The following is a 15,213-nucleotide window of genomic DNA, read 5'->3' as shown; positions in this document are numbered from 1 at the left end:
CCCACATTTTACGCTACATTTTTCTCACCCAAATTTGCTCGCATTAACATTAAATGCCATCGACAGCCGGTATTTTGGCTGAAGCATAAAAAAATGCGATAATAGAACACGTTGCTTAATTGAACAGGTATGAGATGACCCATTTACCTAAATTTTCCGCAGCGTTGCTGCACCCGCGTTATTGGTTGCTTTGGTTCGGAATCGGTCTGCTCTGGTTAGTTGTACAGCTTCCTTATCCGGTGATTTACCGGCTCGGAACCGGTCTTGGCCACCTTGCAAGACGGCTGATGAAGCGGCGGGCAAAAATAGCTTATCGTAATCTGGAACTCTGTTTTCCTGATAAGAGCGAGCAAGAGCGTCACCGGATGGTGGTGGCAAACTTTGAATCCGTCGGCATGGGGTTGTTGGAAACCGGTATGGCCTGGTTCTGGCCAACAAAGCGTATTGCACGCTGGACTGACTCTATTGGCGTCGAGCATATCCGGGACGTACAGGCGCAAAAGCGCGGTATTTTACTGATTGGCATTCATTTCCTGACGCTGGAGATGGGCGCGCGCATGTTCGGTATCAATGAACCGGGCATTGGCGTCTATCGCCCAAACGATAACCCGGTTATCGACTGGCTGCAGACCTGGGGACGCCTGCGCTCCAACAAAGACATGATCGATCGTAAGGATCTCAAAGGCATGATCCGCGCGCTGAAAAAGGGCGAAGTGATCTGGTACGCGCCGGACCATGACTATGGCCCCTCCGCCAGCGTATTTGTACCGTTTTTCGCCGTTGACCAGGCCGCGACAACTTCGGGCACCTGGATGCTGGCAAAGATGTCTAAAGCCTGCGTTGTGCCGTTCGTGCCCCGCCGTAAACCCGACGGAAAAGGCTATGAGCTGATTATCCTGCCGCCGGAGTGCGATCCGCCGCTGGACGATGCGGAGACGACCGCCGTCTGGATGAATAAAGTGGTCGAGAAGTGCATATTAATGGCGCCGGAACAGTATATGTGGATGCATCGCCGCTTTAAAACGCGTCCTGAAGGCATTCCTTCTCGTTACTAGCGCTCTCTCCGCGCTCAGTCGCGCGGCGATCCCGCATTCGAATACGGATGCGGGGTCAATTCCCTTCCTTTAGCTTTAAAAGCTCCCCTGCATTGCGGCAATCATTTCTCAGGCGCATAATTAGTGTGCTCATATTTTCAATTATTTGACCTGCGCTGCAGGCCAGTGGAATCCTATGCCGTCTGCTGATACCCCCATTAACTGGAAACGCAATCTTACCGTCACCTGGCTCGGCTGTTTTTTAACCGGCGCCGCCTTTAGCCTGGTGATGCCGTTTCTCCCGCTTTACGTCGAACAACTCGGCGTAACCGGCCATAGCGCCCTCAATATGTGGTCAGGTCTGGTTTTCAGCGTCACTTTTTTATTTTCAGCCGTCGCCTCCCCCTTCTGGGGCGGCCTTGCCGATCGTAAAGGGCGTAAAATTATGCTATTGCGCTCGGCCCTTGGTATGGCAATCGTCATGCTGCTAATGGGCCTGGCGCAGAATATCTGGCAATTTCTGATCCTGCGCGCGCTGTTAGGCCTACTCGGCGGATTTATTCCCAACGCCAATGCCCTGATAGCGACGCAAATCCCCCGCCATAAGAGAGGCTGGGCGCTGGGGACGCTGTCTACGGGGGCCGTCAGCGGCGCGCTGCTGGGGCCGCTGGCCGGCGGCTTCCTGGCCGATCACTGGGGATTGCGTACCGTCTTCTTTATGACCGCAAGCGTCCTGTTTATTTGTTTCTTATTTACCCTTTTTCTCATCCGCGAGAATTTTGTCGCGGTCAGTAAAAAAGAGATGCTCAGCGCGAAAGACGTTTTCTCGTCGCTTAAAAATCCGAAGCTGGTGCTGAGCCTGTTTGTCACTTCATTGATTATCCAGGTTGCGACCGGCTCGATTGCTCCAATTCTGACGCTATACGTGCGCGATCTGGCAGGCAACGTGAGTGATATTGCGTTCATCAGCGGCATGATCGCTTCAGTCCCTGGTATTGCCGCTCTGCTTAGCGCGCCTCGTCTCGGGAAACTCGGCGACCGCATCGGCCCGGAAAAAATCCTCATCGTCGCGCTGGTGATTTCCGTCTTGCTTCTGATACCGATGTCGTTCGTCCAGACGCCGCTGCAGCTGGGGATCCTGCGCTTCCTGTTAGGCGCCGCCGACGGCGCGCTGCTGCCCGCCGTACAAACCCTGTTGGTGTATAACTCCACCAGCCAAATCTCGGGCAGAATCTTCAGCTATAACCAGTCGTTCCGCGATATCGGCAACGTTACGGGACCGCTTATCGGCGCGTCGGTTTCCGCCAATTACGGCTTCCGGGCGGTCTTTCTAGTCACCGCCGGTGTGGTCCTGTTCAACGCGGTCTACTCGACCTTGACCCTTGGCCGTTCTCGCCGCCCTCAAGCAACCGACAATGCGGGTTCCGGCACGCATTCGGTAAATTAATGCCCCATCCTTGACGCATCGCCAACCGCCTTCTATAGATTGAATCGTGTTCATTTCTATTCATCTTAGGAGGTTAGCCATGCCAAAGGATTCGATGTTCTATGCCACGCTTGAAGAAGCAATCGATGCCGCCCGCGAGGAGTTTCTGGCTAATAATCCCGATAGCGACGAAGAGAGCGCCAGCATCGAGCAATTAAATATTCAGAAGTATGTACTCCAGGACGGCGATATTGCCTGGCAGGCAGAATTTTTTGCCGACGAGGATGAACAGGGCGAATGCCTGCCTGTCCTCAGCGGTCAGGCAGCGCAAAGCGTCTTTGATGGCGATTATGATGAGATTGAGCTTCGCCAGGAGTGGCTGGAAGAAAATACGCTGCACGAATGGGATGAAGGCGAATTTCAGCTTGAACCCTCTCTTGATACCGAAGAGGGCCAGGCCGCAGCCGATGAATGGGATGAACGCTAATTAGTTATAAGGGCCATGACTGGCGTCAAGCGGCAGCAGTAGCGTATCAAACACCAGTGAAAAGGGTAGATCGAGAATGGTGATATAGCGCCATGAGGAATCGCGGACATCCCACTGAACGCCGGGATAGTACTGGTTTCCATGCCCCTGCCCAGGCACCGTGCGACTGATAATACTACCGCAGCCGCTGATAAGCAGCGTCATTGCGATAACCAGTAAAACTCTCATCAACAACCTCGATTCTCAGATAAAAAAATACCGGCGCCATTGCCGGTATTTTCCTTTACCTACGGCTTACTTCGTTTTTAACGCCAGCGGATTCAGCGTCAACTGCTGATAGGCGCCTACCCACGAAGAGTATTTCTCCGGCGCGGCCCACACGCGATAGTGCAACCGTGACATGGTGACCGGGTCGCTCAGCAATACCAGACGACGGTCGCGGTTGAGCTTATCCGGCGTCTCGTTCAGCGCCTGTTCAACGTGGCGCTCGCGTGCGATATCCAGAATATGCCCATGGCGGTGACGCGCGGTAGCCATCGCCGTTGCCAGCGCGTTAAACGACGGATTAAATACCGCATGCATAAAACCGTCTTCCAGAGAACGCTGACGGTTGAGCGTCAGGTAAGCATCAGTATCTTTAAGCACCTGCGGCGGCGAATACTCTTCCGGGATCAGGAACAGCTTCCAGCGCTTGGTGCGCAGGCCAATGGTCGCGCGGCTGGAAATGGCCGACACGAACGGAGACAGAATCAGCGAGACCACGATCGGCGCCAGCCAGAACAGGAAACGCAGATCCAGCCACGCCATGCCCACCGCCCAAACCAGCCCCAACAGCATCTGCGAGCCGTGACGCATGAACGCTTCGCCCCACGGCGTAGAGTCGTCATCACGCTGCGGCGAGTTCCACACCACTTCCCAGCCGAGGAACGCGCTGACCACAAATACGGTGTGGAACAGCATGCGTACCGGCGCCAGCAGCACCGAAAAGAGCACCTCCAGCAGCAGAGAAAGGGTCACACGGATAAAGCCGCCGTACTCTTTTGGCCCTTTACACCACACCAGAATAATACTCAGCAGCTTCGGCAGGAACAGCAGCACCATGGTTGAAGCGAACAGGGCGATAGCCAGCTCCGGGCGCCACTGCGGCCAGACCGGGAACAGCTGACGCGGCTGCAAAAAGTACTGCGGCTCGGTCAACGCATGCACCACCTGCAGGGCAGTTGAGAGCGCCAGGAACATGAACCACAGCGGCGCCGACAGGTATGACATCACGCCGGTCAGGAATACCGCGCGGTGAACTGGGTGCATCCCTTTGACCAGGAACAGGCGGAAGTTCATCAGGTTCCCCTGACACCAGCGACGATCGCGCTTCAGCTCGTCAAGCAGGTTCGGCGGCAGCTCTTCATAAGAACCAGGGAGATCGTAAGCAATCCACACCCCCCATCCGGCGCGGCGCATCAATGCCGCTTCCACGAAGTCATGCGACAGGATGGAACCTGCGAAGTTACCCTCACCCGGCAGCGGCGCGAGAGCACAGTGCTCAATAAACGGTTTGACCCGGATAATGGCGTTGTGTCCCCAGTAGTGCGACTCGCCCAGCTGCCAGAAATGCAGACCGGCGGTAAACAGCGGACCATAGACGCGGGTGGCAAACTGCTGACAGCGCGCATAAAGCGTATCCATGCCCGATGCGCGCGGCGATGACTGGATGATGCCGGCATTCGGGTTCGCTTCCATCAGGCGCACCAGGCCGCTCAGGCACTCACCGCTCATCACGGAGTCGGCATCCAGCACCACCATATAGCTATACTGGCTACCCCAACGACGGCAGAAGTCATCAATGTTGCCGCTTTTGCGCTTCACGCGGCGGCGGCGCCGGCGATAGAAGATCTGCCCTTCGCCCTGAACTTCGGCAATCAGCTCCATCCACGCTTTTTGCTCCGCCACGCAGATGTCCGGGTTGTAGCTATCGCTCAGGATATAGACATCAAAGTGCTCGGCGTTGCCGCTGGCCTTTACCGATTCCCAGGTCGCACGCAGACCCGCGAATACGCGGTCAACGTCTTCGTTGCAGATCGGCATAATCAGCGCCGTGCGATGCTCCGGATTCAACGGCTCATCACCGACGGTCGAGGCTGAAATACTGTACTTGTCGCGCCCGATCAGCAGCTGCAGGAAGCCCATCAGCGCGGTCCAGAATCCCGCGGAAACCCAGCAAAAAAGTACGGCGAACAGAATCAGGATCCCCGACTGCAGCACATACGGCAGCAGTTGCATAAAGGATACCCATAGATTCTGCCCCACCATATCGGCAGGGTTAATCAGCGCCCAGCCCTGGTAGGGCAAAATGGTTTTCATGTACCAGGTCGCCACAACGGTCTGCGCCAGCGTCAGCAGCAGCAGAATATAGCGGCGGATAGAGCCGACGGTACGCCATTTTTGCTCACTCTCCTGCTCTTCTTTGCTCAGGCGAGAAAGATAGCGCGGAGTCACATCGCGTCCGCGCAGCCGATCCCAGAAACGACCGACAGGGTTGGTACGCCAGGGGTCAGGAAACATAGAGGAGCGTTTTGCTTTCGGCATGGCGTTCAGCTGAGTGCGCCCTTCGTCATCCTTAACCAGTTGGTTACCGGCCAGTGAATCAGGCCAGCTATGCTCCAGCCGCGATTTCACCGACCCCAGCGGGGCGTCGTCTTCGCGTTTAAAAACGTGATGTTCAGCGTCCAGTGCTTCATGTACGGCCTGCAGGCTTGCGTCAGGTAACGCGCTTTTTTCTGCATCCGACAGCGGCAATGCGTCGATGTACTTCGTTATCTTATTCATTGGCAGGCAGCTGATAGCTCCAGGTTTCGCTCAGCGTCTGGTCGGTGTTGACCAGCGCAGCGCGCATATCCGTGGTTTTCTTAGGATCTTTCACTTTGACGCGCAGGATCATACGCCAGCCCTTAGTTACCGGGTTGTAGCGCACGGTATTTTCGACGATTTCAGCGTTATCACCGATGCTTGCCTGCGCGGTTACCGGAGTATCTGCGGGCAGCTTTTTCATCTCAGCGCCGGTGAAATCAACAATAAAGGCAATGGTGCCATCAGGCTGGCGAATCAGGTTCGATTGTTTGACATCGCCGGTAGAGCGGCGGGTCTGCATCACGTAGGCGTTATCCGGCGCATGCAGCTTGTCTTCGTCACGGCTGAAAGTGATGGTGTATTTGAAGTTCATCTCTTTGCCGGGTTCCGGCAGCTGATCCGGCGTCCAGTAGGTCACGATGTTATCGTTGGTTTCATCGTTGGTCGGGATTTCAACCAGTTCGATTTTCCCTTTACCCCAATCCCCTTTCGGCGTAATCCACGCGCTTGGGCGCAGATCGTAGCGGTCGTCGAGATCTTCAAAACGCGAGAACTGGCGGCCGCGCTGCAGCAGGCCAAACCCCTGCGGGTTTTCCATTGCGTAGCTGCTGACGGCGAGGTGTTTCGGGTTATTCAGCGGACGCCAGATCCACTCGCCGTTACCGGCAAGGATCGAAAGCCCGTTGGAATCGTGCAGCGCTGGACGATAGTTGGTGGTCGGAGACGGCTGATGCGGCCCAAACAGGAACATACTGGTCAACGGAGCCACGCCCAGCTTACCGACTTTGTCACGCAGATAGACCTTAGACTGCACGTCCACCACGGTATCGCGGCCGGGCATGATCACAAAACGATAGGCGCCGGTTGCGCGCGGGGAATCAAGCAGCGCATAAATCGTCAGACGTTTATCGGTAGCTTTAGGACGCTCAATCCAGAATTCACGAAAACGCGGGAACTCTTCTCCGGACGGCAGTGCGGTATCAATCGCCAGCCCACGGGCAGAAAGCCCGTATACCTGACCCTGGCCGAGCACGCGGAAGTAGCTGGCTCCGAGCATGCTGACAATCTCATCGTTCTTATCTTTGCTATTGATCGGATACAGGACCTTGAAGCCCGCAAAGCCGAGGTCTTTAACCGTGTCTTTATCGTGCTGCACGTTGCCAAAATTAAAATAGTCCGGGTTGTATTTAATTTTACGTACGCTGGTTGCCGTCACTTCATTAATGGTGACCGGCGTATCGAAATACATCCCCTGGTGATAAAACTCGAGCTTGAACGGGCTTTTCAGATTATTCCAATAAGCTTTGTCGTGATTAAACTGAATTTGCTGATAGTCCGCATACTTCATGTCGCGGAAGGCAGAGGGCAGGTTACTTTTAGGCGCTTCAAAGCCTTTGCCGGCTAACGTTTGTGCCTCTTTTGCGACGTCATCAATGCTGAATGCCCATGCAGATGAAGTACACAGGGACAACATTACGGCTGCGCTTAACCAACGCATTTTCATCATCTGTGGTTTATGTTTCATATAAGTAAGCACTTCCCCCTTTGTGTGCTTAAATCGATCCGATCTATTTTAATGGAAACTCAGGCATTCCGACAACATAATCCCTGCATTGTTCGGCATTGCGGCACAGGGAATACACAGTTCACTGGCCCGATTGCACTTTGCGTGCTTATCCTGGAGACAGTTAACCAGAGTTCATGTAGGGTTGCAGAGAATTTAAACGTTATCACGTTGAGTGATAAGACGAATTGTCTGAGAATGTAGTGATATTGTATGAATAATACTCCGGTACAGCGTGAATATTTTTTCGATAGCATCCGCGCCTGGCTGATGCTATTGGGTATCCCTTTTCACATTTCGCTCATTTACTCCAGCCATAGCTGGCATGTGAACAGCGCCGAGCCCTCCTGGTGGCTGACGTTGTTTAACGACTTCATCCATGCCTTTCGCATGCAGGTCTTCTTTGTGATTTCCGGCTATTTTTCCTACATGCTTTTTCTGCGCTATCCGCTGAAGAAGTGGTGGAAAGTCCGCGTTGAGCGTGTCGGTATTCCCATGTTAACCGCGATCCCCCTCCTGACCCTACCGCAGTTTATTATGCTGCAGTACGTCAACGGTAAGGCGGATAACTGGCACACCCTTTCCGGCTATGACAAATTCAACACCCTCGCCTGGGAGCTGATTTCCCATCTGTGGTTTTTATTAGTGCTGGTGGTTCTGACGTCGCTGGGCGTAGTAATGTTTAAATGGCTGACGCGCCCGCGTTCTGCCGCTGCGCCAACCTTTGGTGACACCGTCACATTAGGCCAGCTGTCGATGATTTTTCTCGCGCTGGGCGTGCTGTATGCGGTTATTCGCCGCACCATTTTTATCCTCTACCCACCCATTCTGAGCAATGGCCTGTTCAACTTTATCGTGATGCAGACGCTGTTCTATCTGCCTTTCTTTATCCTCGGTGCCCAGACGTTTATTAACGCGCGGCTGAAAACGATGTTTACGACCCCATCGCCATGGTGCTTTGCGGCGGCTTTACTCGGATTTATCGCCTACCGGTTGAATCAGCAGTACGGCTCTGGCGACGGCTGGATGTATGAGACGGAGTATGTGATTACCATGGTGTTGGGGCTATGGATGGTCAACGTGGTCTTTTCGCTTGGCCACCGTTTGTTGAATTTCCAGTCAGCGCGGGTGACCTACTTCGTCAACGCATCGCTATTTATCTACCTGGTGCACCACCCGCTGACCCTGCTCTACGGAGCGTGGATAGCACCGGTCATTAAATCGAATACCCTTGGGTTTATAACCGGGCTGGTTTTTGTGGTCGGGATTGCTCTGGTGCTGTATGAAATCCATCTGCGGATACCGCTGTTGCGCTTTCTTTTCTCCGGAAAATTCCAGCAAAAGACGGCTAAGCCGCAAATATCCGCCAGTTAAAACAGCAAGCTGCTGTGTGGAACGCACATAGCAGCGCTATTTTTGTGTAAACAGCAGCTGAAAAACATCGCGGTACAGGTTTTCCATCGCCGCTTTATCTACCGTCGGAGTCGTCGCAAAGTCGCAACGATAGGCCGATCCTTCGGTTAATATAGCGATAAATTCGCAGGCGAGGCTAATTTTCTCTGCGGACATCTCAGGGTGATAGTGCCGGGTTAGTCGCCCGCCCTCCTCTTTCAGGCGGCGATCGGCCTGGTTCATAATTTCACGCAGGCGCGGATTTCGGGACGCCTCGGCGTTAATTTCCATCAGCAGATAATTATCGCTTTTTGTAGAGCCGGTCACGGGGATCGCGCCGGCTAATACGGACGCCATACGGGCTAAATCATGATTCCCGGCAACGATTTCGCCCACTCTGGCATTCACGATCTCACTGACGATGACTTCAACGATCTCTTCTTTGCTGGCGAAGATGCGATATAGCTGGCCTACGCTAAGACCAGCCTGACGCGCAATATCCGCTACGGAGGCGCCGTGCAGGCCCTTTTCCGCAAAACATTTCTGCGCCGCGGCAACGATTTCCATCCGCCGAAGCCGTTGTTTTTGTAGAACCTTCCCTTCAGCCACCGATAACTCTCCCGTTATGATAATTTCCAGCGTTCTCAGGAAACTATCATATCTTATTCTGATGGCCGAGTTGCGCGCGACTTGCCTCAAGTAATCGCGTATAGATGCCGGCGGTTTCGGCATCAAAGCAAACGAAACACACGCGTTCCAGCGGGTTATAGCGCGTGAGGAAGGCATTTACCGTCCGTATGGCTATCTCCGCGGCGGCCTCTTTAGGGTAGCCATAAACGCCGGTGCTGATAGCAGGAAATGCAATAGAACGATAATTGTTTGCCGAAGCCAGCAGCAGGCTATTTTTATAGGCGTCAGCCAGCAACTCAGCCTCTTGTCTGTCACCGCCGTGCCAGATGGGTCCAACGGCGTGAATAACCGCGCTGGCGGGCAAATTTCCTGCCGCCGTAATCACTGCATGACCGGGCGGACACTCACCCTGCTGTTGCCGCACCACTTTACAGGCAGCCAGCAGTTCTGGTCCTGCCGCGCGGTGAATCGCGCCGTCCACGCCGCCACCGCCAAGCAGCGACGGGTTTGCCGCATTGACGATAACCTCGACCGCAAGCGTTGTAATATCGCCGAGAACAACCTCAGGTTGAACAGCCATTTCTCCTCCTGTCGGCATACGTCTTCAAATGAATACATGAGGATAATATGGCACGATAGCCCCCGGGACGAAAGTCTGGGGGCAGAGGGTTACCGATACTCAACATCCAGAATAGCGAGGGTCCGTTGCGGGTTAATATATCTTAATTGCGCAGAACGGATATTTTCGTTGTGTATATTCCCTTTCTCAAGCTGTTGAGCAGAAATTTTAATCGCTTCCGCCCTCGGGCAATCCATAATAATCTGGTTATTTATAGTACTAAGCTGACAGGGCGCTTCCACCACCCGCCCGTAAAAATGAATGACGCCGGCCACGGTCTTTTCCGCGAGCACGGGGCTAACAAAACAGGGTAAAATAAACAGAGCGGCAAGTGGCGCATATTTGATTTTTTTCATTATAAAACTCCTCTGCATATCGGTATAGCGACTGAAAAGCACCAGCCATCCATGAGTGCATCGGGTTATATTTTTTTACTTCAAGTTAATTATATTAACAATTTAAAAACAAAATACATCATCCGTTAGAATCTGATAACAAAATCGATTCACTGACTTTCGGTGCAGTTAAAACATTTGATATATAAGGAAAAATAGAATACAGGTGGAGATTAACGACGGGGTAAACCTGGCGCCAAAAACGGCAAAAGAGCCCGCAGGGCCCTTTTGTGATGTCAACGGGGATACATTAAAAAACGATCAGCTGCTTTGGTTAGCAAGAGGTTTATTTTTCTCAGCCCGGGTCGCCAGCCACAGACCGCTATTTTTCATAGCGTAGCCAAATACCAGACCCAGCGCGAGTGAAGGCACAACCAAACGCCAGTCGCCGCTGCCGGCAAACGTCGCACACGCGCCAATAAAAGTTCCCGGCACAAAAGAGAGCATCAGCTGACGCGCCTGAATGCACATCAAAAACGCCACGATGCCGGTCATGATATAGCTGACAATTTCCAGCTGCGGCGCCAGCGCGCTGCCGTGAATAATCACCAGCGCCCACACAACGCCGCTCATGACCGTACAGGTTGAAATGAACAGCCCTTTTAACCCACCTTGCGGACAGGCAAAGTAAGCCGTACAGCCGAGGAACCCCGCCCAGCTCAGCAGACCCAATGCGACCGCCACCCATCCCCAGATACCGGAGAGAATGCCCGTCGTTAATGCGATTGCGAAGAGTATGTTCATGGCGCATATCATAACAGAAACGCGCCCGTCAAATGCGACACAGAGCACACTAAATGAAATTAAAAATATTGCGTTGCATTTAAAATGTGATTTATATCACAAATTATTGTTCATTTTCTTCCTGCAGTTCATCCCACATAGCGGAGACCGCTTCGCGAGTCAGCGGGGCCATCGTGCGCCAGAACGGCGTGGTGGCATGCGCTTCAACTTTGCCCAGGAACTCACCGCACCACGGCAGGATATATTCCGCGAACAGGGTTTCCAGAACTTCGCTTTCCTCTTCCGCCGCGTGATCTTCCAGCCAGGAAGCGGCCAGCAGCAAGGAGCCGAAATGATCCGCCGCCCCCTCCCCCGTAGGTACGCCATGTGCGGTGAGGAAACCACGGACTTCAGCTTCCGTAGCGCCGTCAACCCATGCGCTACGGTAAGGCGCGACGCGGCACTCTTCACCGACAAACAGCACGTTGTATTCGGCGGCCAGCGACTGCATATCACAGCTTTTTTGCAGGCGCTCCAACAGTTCATCCTGCTCCAGCGGCCAGCTCGCCGCCAGCTTCCCTTCGCGGATAAGGGTAAAGAGCGGAACCAGCAGCGGGTCCTGCGGCTGACGATAATAGAGAGAGCCCAGCACGCGGCAGAGGATTGAAAACTCGTTCATTCATTTATTCCAGTTATTCACATTAAAGTTCAGCCAGCTCAGGAATCGCAGGCATGCCGCGCGATTCAAGAAAATTAAGCAGACGCCGGGGCGTTACGTTAAGAATTCGCTCTTCCGGAAAACCGACGGCATCAAGAATTTTTCGGCATTCGCTAAATTCACCGAGCGTAAATGCCGTATGGGAATCCGAGCCCAGCGCCACCCAGCCACCGGCATCGCGTACGGCCGCCGCAACGGCGCGGCAGTTATCTTCGCTGCCGATACGCGACGAGACAAAAGAGGAGTTATTGATTTCCAACGCCACATGGTGCTTCGCCGCGGCGGCGGCAATGGCCGGGATGTCAACGGGAAATTTAGGGTTACCCGGATGACTAATGATATGCACCGCGCCGCTCGCTATCGTGGCGATCATCGCTTCTGTATGCGTCGCTTTGTCCTGCGGAGGGAATACCGGCTCGTGAAAACCGGCGATAATCAGGTCCAGCGAGTTGAGCATCGGGCCGGTACAGTCGATTTCGCCCTGGGTATTTTTGATATTGGCTTCGATACCGCGCAGAATGCCAACGCCATCCACCAGCCGCGGCCAGATACGCATATTAATAAAATGCCAGTAATGCGGCGCATCGGCCATATCGGGCCCGTGATCGGTAATAGCAAAGAGTTTGATCCCCTTGCGCTTTGCTTGCGCAATATAGTCGTGCAGGGTGCTGTAAGCGTGGGTACTGGCGACGGTATGCATGTGCAGGTCAACAGGATACATCACAATCTCCTTCTCTGTTTGTGGCAAGAATAGCAGGAATCTGCGCCCATGATCAGCAAAACCCCGCTCAGGCGGGGCTATCGCTTAGTATCCCAGCTGGCGATTGACCTGCCCGCTGACCGTTTCGCCCCGTTCTAACTGAGCAATGGTTTTAGCGATATAAGCGATGGCTTCCAGAGGCCGGGTGACGGCAGCAATATGCGGCGTCATCGCCACTCGCGGGTGCCGCCAAAGCGGGCTCTCTTCCGGCAGCGGTTCGCGGCTGAACACATCCAGCATCGCCCCTTTTAACTTGCCGCTATCCAGCGCGACCAGCAGATCGTCTTCCACCACATGAACCCCGCGAGCGAGATTCAGTACATAGCTATTATCCGGCAGCTGCGCCAGGCGCGCGCTATTAATAATGCCAACGGTTTCCGCCGTGTTGGGTAGCAGATTAATCAGCACTCGCGTACCGTTCAGGAAATCCCCCAGCTCGGCTTTCCCCGCAAAGCTCGTTACCTGAGGCCAGGATTTGCGGCTACGGCTCCAGACGCGTAGCGGAAAACCCCAGCTTTGCAGGCTTTCTGCCACTTTCGCGCCCAGTACTCCCGCCCCCATAATGCCGATGGTGAAGTCCTCGCGCTGATACTCCTCCAGCGGCTGCCACCGCGCCTCCTGTTTTAAGGCCTGATAGTCATCAAAACGACGGAACCAGTGCAGCACCTGGCTCACCGCATACTCTTGCATCTGCAGACCCATGCCGGTGTCTTCCAGACGGAACAGCAGCGTAGACAGCGGCAGCATTTCCGGGTTTTCCCGCAGTTTACTTAGAATTGAATCAACGCCGGCGCCAAGGGCAAAGACGGCTTTAAGTTCGCGGCCTTGCAGCATTTCAACCGGCGGATGCCAGACCAGCGCATAGTCCGCGGGTTGATTATCACCGGATTTCCATTCGCGGACTCGCGAGCCGGGGAGCTGTTTTTCCAGCTCCGCAATCCAGAAAGGGGTGTCGAACGTCGGGTGGTAAAAGATGATATCCATAAGGGCTCCTGACAGCTGACGCTATCGGCAGGTTAGGCTAGCGTCGCGTTTTACTCGTTGTTTTCTATTGGTTTGCCAGCATAGCAAATTTCGTCAGGCGAGCGTGTGAAAAAGGGAATGGCGACAAAAAAATCGATTCTCGCGCATTTAGAGAGCAAGTTGCTTGAAGTTTGGCTAAACGGGCGATTTTTTTAAAAAGTTGATTGACGGGAGATACGTATTTCCCTAAATTAGCGCCCGTTCCCGGCAGCAACGGGAAAAACAATATGGTGAGGTGTCCGAGTGGCTGAAGGAGCACGCCTGGAAAGTGTGTATACGGCAACGTATCGGGGGTTCGAATCCCCCCCTCACCGCCATATTTAAAGAAGAGCTCGTACGCAAGTACGGGCTTTTTTTTCGCCTGTTGCACTCCCCCCGGTAGCCCGGACAGGTGCGCAGCACCGCCTCCGGGAAATGATGCCATCCTGCGCTCTGCTGCCGGGGGCGGCGCAGAGCGCCTTGCCCGGGCTACGGGTACGTGCGGCCTGCGTTTGGGTAGCCCGGACAGGCGCATCGCGCCGTCTCCGGGAACCGTCGCCATCCCCCCGGCTTCAGACTTTCTTTGATAGCGCAGCGCCGCCGGGATTGTGGCAAATGCTAATCCTCCTCCATCCGCTGATACTCTTCGCTGAGGAAATCAACCAGCGCCCTGACCGAGGGCAGCAGCCCGCGGCGCGAGGCAAACACCGCATGGATCACCTCCCGGCGCGGTTGCCACTCATCAAGGACAACCACCAGCTCTCCGGCGGCCAACTGATCGCGCACCATTAATAAAGGAAGCTGTACCACCCCAACGCCGGCGATAGCCGCTTCACGGAGCGCCAGCATATCCGTGGTCACCAATCGGGGAGTGAAGTAGATCTCCGCCCTTGCACCCTCGGGACCGGTCAACTGCCACTTATGCTGATGTTTACCTGCTCCCAGGCTCAACCCCGGCCAATCGCTTAATTCTGACGGAACCCGGGGCTGCCCTTGCCGCTCAACCAACCCGGGGCTGGCGACCAGACGGTGCCCGCGGTCGGCCAGGACACGCATCACCAGGTCGCTGTCTTCTATCGGTCTTGGGCGCACGCGAATCGCCACGTCGACGCCCTCGCCAACAACATCCACTCGACGATTAGTGGCTTCCAGCTGAAGATTGACGCCCGGATAGCGCACCATAAACCGTGCCAGCATCGGCCCGACATGCGCATGCAATAACGTTACCGGACAGGTCAGCTTCACGCTGCCGCGCGGCTCGGAGCGCAGGGTTTCCACCGCCTGTTCTGCCGCTTCCGCCTCGATCAGCATCGCCTTGCAGTGTTGATAAAAAGTAAGCCCAACTTCCGTTACCGCAAACTGGCGGGTTGTACGTTGAATCAAACGTACGCCGAGGCGTTCTTCTAACTGGGCGATTCGACGGCTCAATTTTGATTTGGGTTGATCGAGCGCCCTTCCCGCCGCAGCAAATCCACCGTGATCGACCACCTGTACAAACCAGGCTAAATCATTGAGATCCTGCATCCTTCCTCCATCGTTCCATTTTTAGAACAGTATAGGTCGTTTTTGCTATCTAGCGGACTATTAGTGGCGAATATATGCTTATTCACATCAGAAAC

The 15,213-nt window shown here is 54.4% G+C and carries 15 protein-coding genes and 1 tRNA gene; 5 read left to right on the top strand and 11 right to left on the bottom strand.

Annotation, left to right across the window (positions count from 1 at the left end):
• Positions 1-134: 134 nt before the first annotated feature.
• The 3 genes from KOSB73_RS13345 to KOSB73_RS13330 all read left to right on the top strand — a co-directional run bounded on the left by KOSB73_RS13345 (position 135) and on the right by KOSB73_RS13330 (position 2,947).
• Positions 135-1,055 carry a Kdo(2)-lipid IV(A) acyltransferase gene (locus KOSB73_RS13345; RefSeq protein ID WP_004137234.1) on the top strand — a complete coding sequence of 307 codons (921 nt, stop codon included), beginning with the start codon at positions 135-137 and terminating at the stop codon, positions 1,053-1,055.
• A 175-nt stretch (positions 1,056-1,230) separates the two neighbouring features.
• Entirely contained in the window at positions 1,231-2,481 is a 1,251-nt protein-coding gene (mdtG, locus tag KOSB73_RS13335; protein WP_098140579.1) for a multidrug efflux MFS transporter MdtG, read from the top strand.
• A 79-nt stretch (positions 2,482-2,560) separates the two neighbouring features.
• Positions 2,561-2,947 (top strand): MysB family protein, encoded by a 387-nt coding sequence (locus KOSB73_RS13330; RefSeq protein ID WP_004137236.1) that lies wholly within the window; start codon positions 2,561-2,563, stop codon positions 2,945-2,947.
• On the opposite strand, the gene KOSB73_RS13325 is transcribed toward KOSB73_RS13330, so the two are convergent.
• The 3 genes from KOSB73_RS13325 to mdoG all read right to left on the bottom strand — a co-directional run bounded on the left by KOSB73_RS13325 (position 2,948) and on the right by mdoG (position 7,316).
• Entirely contained in the window at positions 2,948-3,175 is a 228-nt protein-coding gene (locus KOSB73_RS13325; RefSeq protein ID WP_004131344.1) for a YceK/YidQ family lipoprotein, read from the bottom strand.
• A gap of 66 nt (positions 3,176-3,241) precedes the next feature.
• Complete coding sequence (mdoH, locus tag KOSB73_RS13320; RefSeq protein WP_024359557.1) at positions 3,242-5,770, bottom strand: glucans biosynthesis glucosyltransferase MdoH; 2,529 nt, start codon at positions 5,768-5,770, stop codon at positions 3,242-3,244.
• Positions 5,763-7,316 (bottom strand): glucans biosynthesis protein MdoG, encoded by a 1,554-nt coding sequence (gene mdoG, locus KOSB73_RS13315; RefSeq protein WP_024359558.1) that lies wholly within the window; start codon positions 7,314-7,316, stop codon positions 5,763-5,765. Before mdoG ends, mdoH begins: the two co-directional genes overlap by 8 nt.
• Positions 7,317-7,568: 252 nt before the next feature.
• Between mdoG and mdoC the strand changes: the two genes are divergently transcribed.
• The gene (mdoC, locus tag KOSB73_RS13310; RefSeq protein WP_004137241.1) at positions 7,569-8,729 is read left to right on the top strand and encodes a glucans biosynthesis protein MdoC; all 1,161 of its coding nucleotides are present in this window, start codon (positions 7,569-7,571) and stop codon (positions 8,727-8,729) included.
• A gap of 36 nt (positions 8,730-8,765) precedes the next feature.
• On the opposite strand, the gene KOSB73_RS13305 is transcribed toward mdoC, so the two are convergent.
• The 7 genes from KOSB73_RS13305 to ghrA form a co-directional block, all read right to left on the bottom strand.
• Positions 8,766-9,356 (bottom strand): TetR/AcrR family transcriptional regulator, encoded by a 591-nt coding sequence (locus KOSB73_RS13305; RefSeq protein WP_024359559.1) that lies wholly within the window; start codon positions 9,354-9,356, stop codon positions 8,766-8,768.
• A 46-nt stretch (positions 9,357-9,402) separates the two neighbouring features.
• Complete coding sequence (gene ymdB, locus KOSB73_RS13300; protein WP_098140578.1) at positions 9,403-9,957, bottom strand: O-acetyl-ADP-ribose deacetylase; 555 nt, start codon at positions 9,955-9,957, stop codon at positions 9,403-9,405.
• 89 nt (positions 9,958-10,046) lie between these two features.
• A complete protein-coding gene (locus KOSB73_RS13295) occupies positions 10,047-10,352 on the bottom strand; it encodes a type 1 fimbrial protein (protein ID WP_004871239.1) in 306 nt (101 codons plus the stop codon).
• A gap of 300 nt (positions 10,353-10,652) precedes the next feature.
• Complete coding sequence (locus tag KOSB73_RS13290) at positions 10,653-11,135, bottom strand: DUF1097 domain-containing protein (protein WP_004871242.1); 483 nt, start codon at positions 11,133-11,135, stop codon at positions 10,653-10,655.
• Between the two features lie 103 nt (positions 11,136-11,238).
• On the bottom strand, positions 11,239-11,793 hold the full coding sequence (locus KOSB73_RS13285) for a TorD/DmsD family molecular chaperone (protein ID WP_004871244.1): 555 nt from the start codon (positions 11,791-11,793) through the stop codon (positions 11,239-11,241).
• Positions 11,794-11,815: 22 nt separating this feature from the next.
• Positions 11,816-12,553 (bottom strand): phosphatase, encoded by a 738-nt coding sequence (locus KOSB73_RS13280; RefSeq protein WP_049085353.1) that lies wholly within the window; start codon positions 12,551-12,553, stop codon positions 11,816-11,818.
• Between the two features lie 84 nt (positions 12,554-12,637).
• Complete coding sequence (gene ghrA, locus KOSB73_RS13275; RefSeq protein WP_098140577.1) at positions 12,638-13,576, bottom strand: glyoxylate/hydroxypyruvate reductase GhrA; 939 nt, start codon at positions 13,574-13,576, stop codon at positions 12,638-12,640.
• A 268-nt stretch (positions 13,577-13,844) separates the two neighbouring features.
• Between ghrA and KOSB73_RS13270 the strand changes: the two genes are divergently transcribed.
• Positions 13,845-13,932 (top strand) — tRNA-Ser (locus tag KOSB73_RS13270).
• A 280-nt stretch (positions 13,933-14,212) separates the two neighbouring features.
• On the opposite strand, the gene KOSB73_RS13265 is transcribed toward KOSB73_RS13270, so the two are convergent.
• Positions 14,213-15,118 (bottom strand): LysR family transcriptional regulator, encoded by a 906-nt coding sequence (locus KOSB73_RS13265; protein WP_024359565.1) that lies wholly within the window; start codon positions 15,116-15,118, stop codon positions 14,213-14,215.
• Positions 15,119-15,213 lie beyond the last annotated feature (95 nt).

The organism is Klebsiella grimontii (genome assembly GCF_900200035.1).
In the GTDB taxonomy this organism is placed as follows: Bacteria; Pseudomonadota; Gammaproteobacteria; order Enterobacterales; family Enterobacteriaceae; genus Klebsiella; species Klebsiella grimontii.
This window is presented reverse-complemented; position numbering and strand designations above follow the sequence as displayed.